This is a genomic window from Candidatus Jordarchaeum sp. (genome assembly GCF_052745115.1).
In genome coordinates this window covers 1-3,245 of sequence record NZ_JBRAKS010000408.1, presented here as the reverse complement: position 1 = coordinate 3,245, position 3,245 = coordinate 1, and the positions used below count along the sequence as shown (strand labels likewise).

The 3,245-nt window shown below is 40.9% G+C and carries 2 protein-coding genes; one reads left to right on the top strand and one right to left on the bottom strand.

What is annotated here, in order from left to right; all coding sequences use genetic code 11:
• Positions 1-362: 362 nt before the first annotated feature.
• A complete protein-coding gene (locus ACUVXA_RS18640) occupies positions 363-1,676 on the top strand; it encodes a phenylacetate--CoA ligase family protein (RefSeq protein ID WP_445872793.1) in 1,314 nt (437 codons plus the stop codon).
• 45 nt (positions 1,677-1,721) lie between these two features.
• Here the strand turns inward: ACUVXA_RS18640 and ACUVXA_RS18635 are convergent, their stop codons facing one another.
• Positions 1,722-3,008 carry a s-methyl-5-thioribose-1-phosphate isomerase gene (locus ACUVXA_RS18635; RefSeq protein WP_445872792.1) on the bottom strand — a complete coding sequence of 429 codons (1,287 nt, stop codon included), beginning with the start codon at positions 3,006-3,008 and terminating at the stop codon, positions 1,722-1,724.
• Positions 3,009-3,245: the final 237 nt, after the last annotated feature.

Sequence of the window (3,245 nt, the reverse complement as noted above, 5' to 3'; positions counted from 1 at the left end):
AGGACATCCTACCAATTAACAGCAAGGGGTGACAAATGTCCCTAACTTCTACAGACCGGTTTTATGAACCTTTCAAAGTTAATCCAACAATAAAATTAACTTCCATTAAATTGTTTCGCACCAAAAATTATGTTTGCTCTCCTTTTCCAACCAGAATATTCCATCCCAGCACGAGAATCATTCACACTTTAATTTAAAATATTGCTAAAACTCCAAATTCATCAGGCATTCATATTCTTCCTTATTAAGAGAATTTTAAAAATTGAAAAAAAGATTTATAGCCATATTGAAACATAGGGAATTCTGATTCTTTACTTCCCTCTAACTGAACCTAATTCATCTTAATGTTAAATGTGGTTGGTATGTTTATGGAACCGGATATGTCCAGAGAGGAATTGTTAAGCCTTCAAGAAAAGAAATTCAAACGCACAATGGAACTGGCATTTAAAACACCACTATACAGCAGAAAGTTCAAAGAAGCAGGACTGAGTTCAGCAGACATCACAAGCATAAACGATTTAGAAAAGCTACCCTTCTCCAGCAAACAAGACATCGTCAAAGACTACAGAGCAGCAATCGCCGATTACAAAGATTTATCAGTCTTTCACACAACCTCAGGAACCTCAGGCACACCAACAGTGGTGGGGTACACCAACAATGATGTAGAAGTTCAAACCTCCAACGAAGCCCGAAACCTGCTAACAGCAGGCTTCAAAAAAGGAGATACCATAATCCAAACTTCGAGTTACGGGCTTTTTTTCGCGGGGTTGTGTTTTCACGAGGCTTTGAGGGGGATTGGTGCTGTTGTTGTCCCTGCGGGTAAACAAGCAACCAGTAGACAGCAGGCGGATATGATTCACTTTTATCGCCCTACCGGGATCATTGGTATTCCCCAGTTTATATTGAAGTGGGCTACTTTGTACGAAGAGATGTTTGGTGAGGATCCTCGAGAAAGTTCACTTAGTAGGGGGTACGCTCTTGGGGAGCCGGTTCCGGAGGGTAAGAGGAAGCGTATTGAGGATATTTGGGATATTGACCTCAGGATTGGATATGGATTGACGGAGGTGGGTAGTGGGGGAGAGTGTGAGGAGAAATACGGTGTACACTGGCCGGAGGATCTTTCTTTAATGGAGGTTATTGACCCGGAAACTGATGAGAGAGTGGCGGCGGGTGAAAGAGGAGAGATGGTTTACACTACTATTTCCAGAACCGGCACTTTGGCCATTAGGTTTTGTTCAAGGGATAGTTCCTACATAGTGGGTGGTAACTGTTCCTGTGGTCGTATCACTCGGAGAGTTATGCCTCCTGAGTTTCGTTTGGACGGTTTGGTTAAGATTAAGGGGACTCTTACAAGCCCTTTTGCCATCGATTCGGCAATTTTTAGCTATGAGGGTGTTAGAGATTATTTAGTGGTGGTGACTGAGGATTCATCCGGATTAGATCGCATAGATGTTTTCATTGACTCAGACTTGCTCACGTCCAGTCAAGTTGAGAGTCTGTCTGACCGATTTGGTGGTAAGGTTTGGTTTAAACCCTCATCGGTAAAAGTGGTGGAAAAAGATAGTATCCCGGTTATTGGTAGGAAGGGTAAAAAAATCATTGATCTTCGAGTCGAAGCGGATTATGGGGATGAACTTAAGTCTTTTCTGGAAAAGTATGGAGAAAGCGCCGATTAGATTCTTATTTATATTTTCTGAATTTTGGGAGTTGATTCTGGTAGTTTACTCTATTATGATTTCTGGGACTTTGACCCCCTGCTTTTCCAATCTTTTGTTTACAATCTGATTCATTTTTTCATTGGTCAGGGTTTTAATTTGGTGTGGTGCATAGACTCCAATATCGGTTATTATTAGGTCAATTAGTTTAGGGGGTGTAACGTCGAAGGCCGGATTATATATTACTATCTCCCCTTTTCCGGGGACCTTTTTATTTGTAATAATATTTTTTGGCGGCCACTCTTTTAGACTTTTTTCGCTGATCACTTTGTTCTTCCTCTTGTCCTCTGCCTCCAATATATAAAAGTATGTTACTTCATCTATACTTCGTTCTTCTATTGGTATGTCTTTCCCCTTCTTAGTTTCTAAATCGATAGTACTATATGAGGTAGCGTAGTAAAAGTCTACATTTCCATAAAGGTCTGCTACTCTAGCGATGTCGGCGGATCCAATTTTGTTTGCCACCGACCCGTCTCTAGCTACTCTATCCACTCCCAGAAGAACCTTGTTGACCCCAAAACGTTCGAAGGCTGATGATATCATGTTGTCAGTTACAATCACTATGGGCATCTGGGCTCTGTTTAACTCCCATACTGTTAATTTGTATCCTTGACTTCGAGGGCGAGTTTCCTTGGAAACCATAATTATGTCTTTTCCCTCAACATAGGCCTCTTCTAGCATTCCCAATGCGTGGCCACCGTAACTTGAAGACATGCTTCCACCATTACAGTGAGTCATAACCACATCTCCGTCCTCTAGATGCTTTTTCCCATCTTGACGCAAGTACCAGCTTAGTATGAGATCCGCAGCTAGAAAATAGTCTGCAGCATACCTTACAGCCTCAACCGCTTCACCTACTTTACCATTTTTACTAATAGACTTTTCCGCTACTTTAAGACACAGATCGGTTGCCCATTTTAAGGGTGAAGCTGTCGGTCTAGTTTCATTTAAGAAATCAGCAGCTTCTCTCAATTTTTTTATGAAATTTTCTTTTTGCTCATTTTTGTATTCATTGGCTGCCAGTAGCATTCCGTATCCTGCGGCGCACCCTATGGCCTGACTCCCCCGGACAATCATACCCTTAATGCCAGGAATACCGGCTTTGCGATAATCCTGCGTTTTCCATACTGTAAACTCGTAGGGAAGTTTTGTCTGATCTAGCAGAACCATGGTTTCCGTGTCGTGTTCGTAGTGGACTGTAAGGGGAATATTTGTTTTGTTATGAACATATGCTCCAGAGTCAGGGTCGAACTCGAGTCCGATTTTCTTAAAAACATTTTGAATATCAACCATTTGTCTGCAACTCCTTGAAATAATGATTACTATTACTGGAATAATTAGATATTTGGATTTCTCATATTTTTTGGATAGAGAAAAATCCATGAAAACCTACATAAATTTTGGGGTATCAATAAGTATACTAAGTATTAAAAAATTAAGAAAATTTAGAGCCTAATTCCAATTAGTTAGTCCATTTTTATTTGCTATGAAAAAGCTTTTCGCTTCAGTCCGAGAGGGGGCTGACCAGAT

Excerpts from the sequence above, each read along its gene's own strand:
- ACUVXA_RS18640 (WP_445872793.1), top strand. The coding sequence starts at position 363 with ATGTTTATGGAACCGGATATGTCCAGAGAGGAATTGTTAAGCCTTCAA.
- ACUVXA_RS18635 (WP_445872792.1), bottom strand. The coding sequence starts at position 3,008 with ATGGTTGATATTCAAAATGTTTTTAAGAAAATCGGACTCGAGTTCGAC.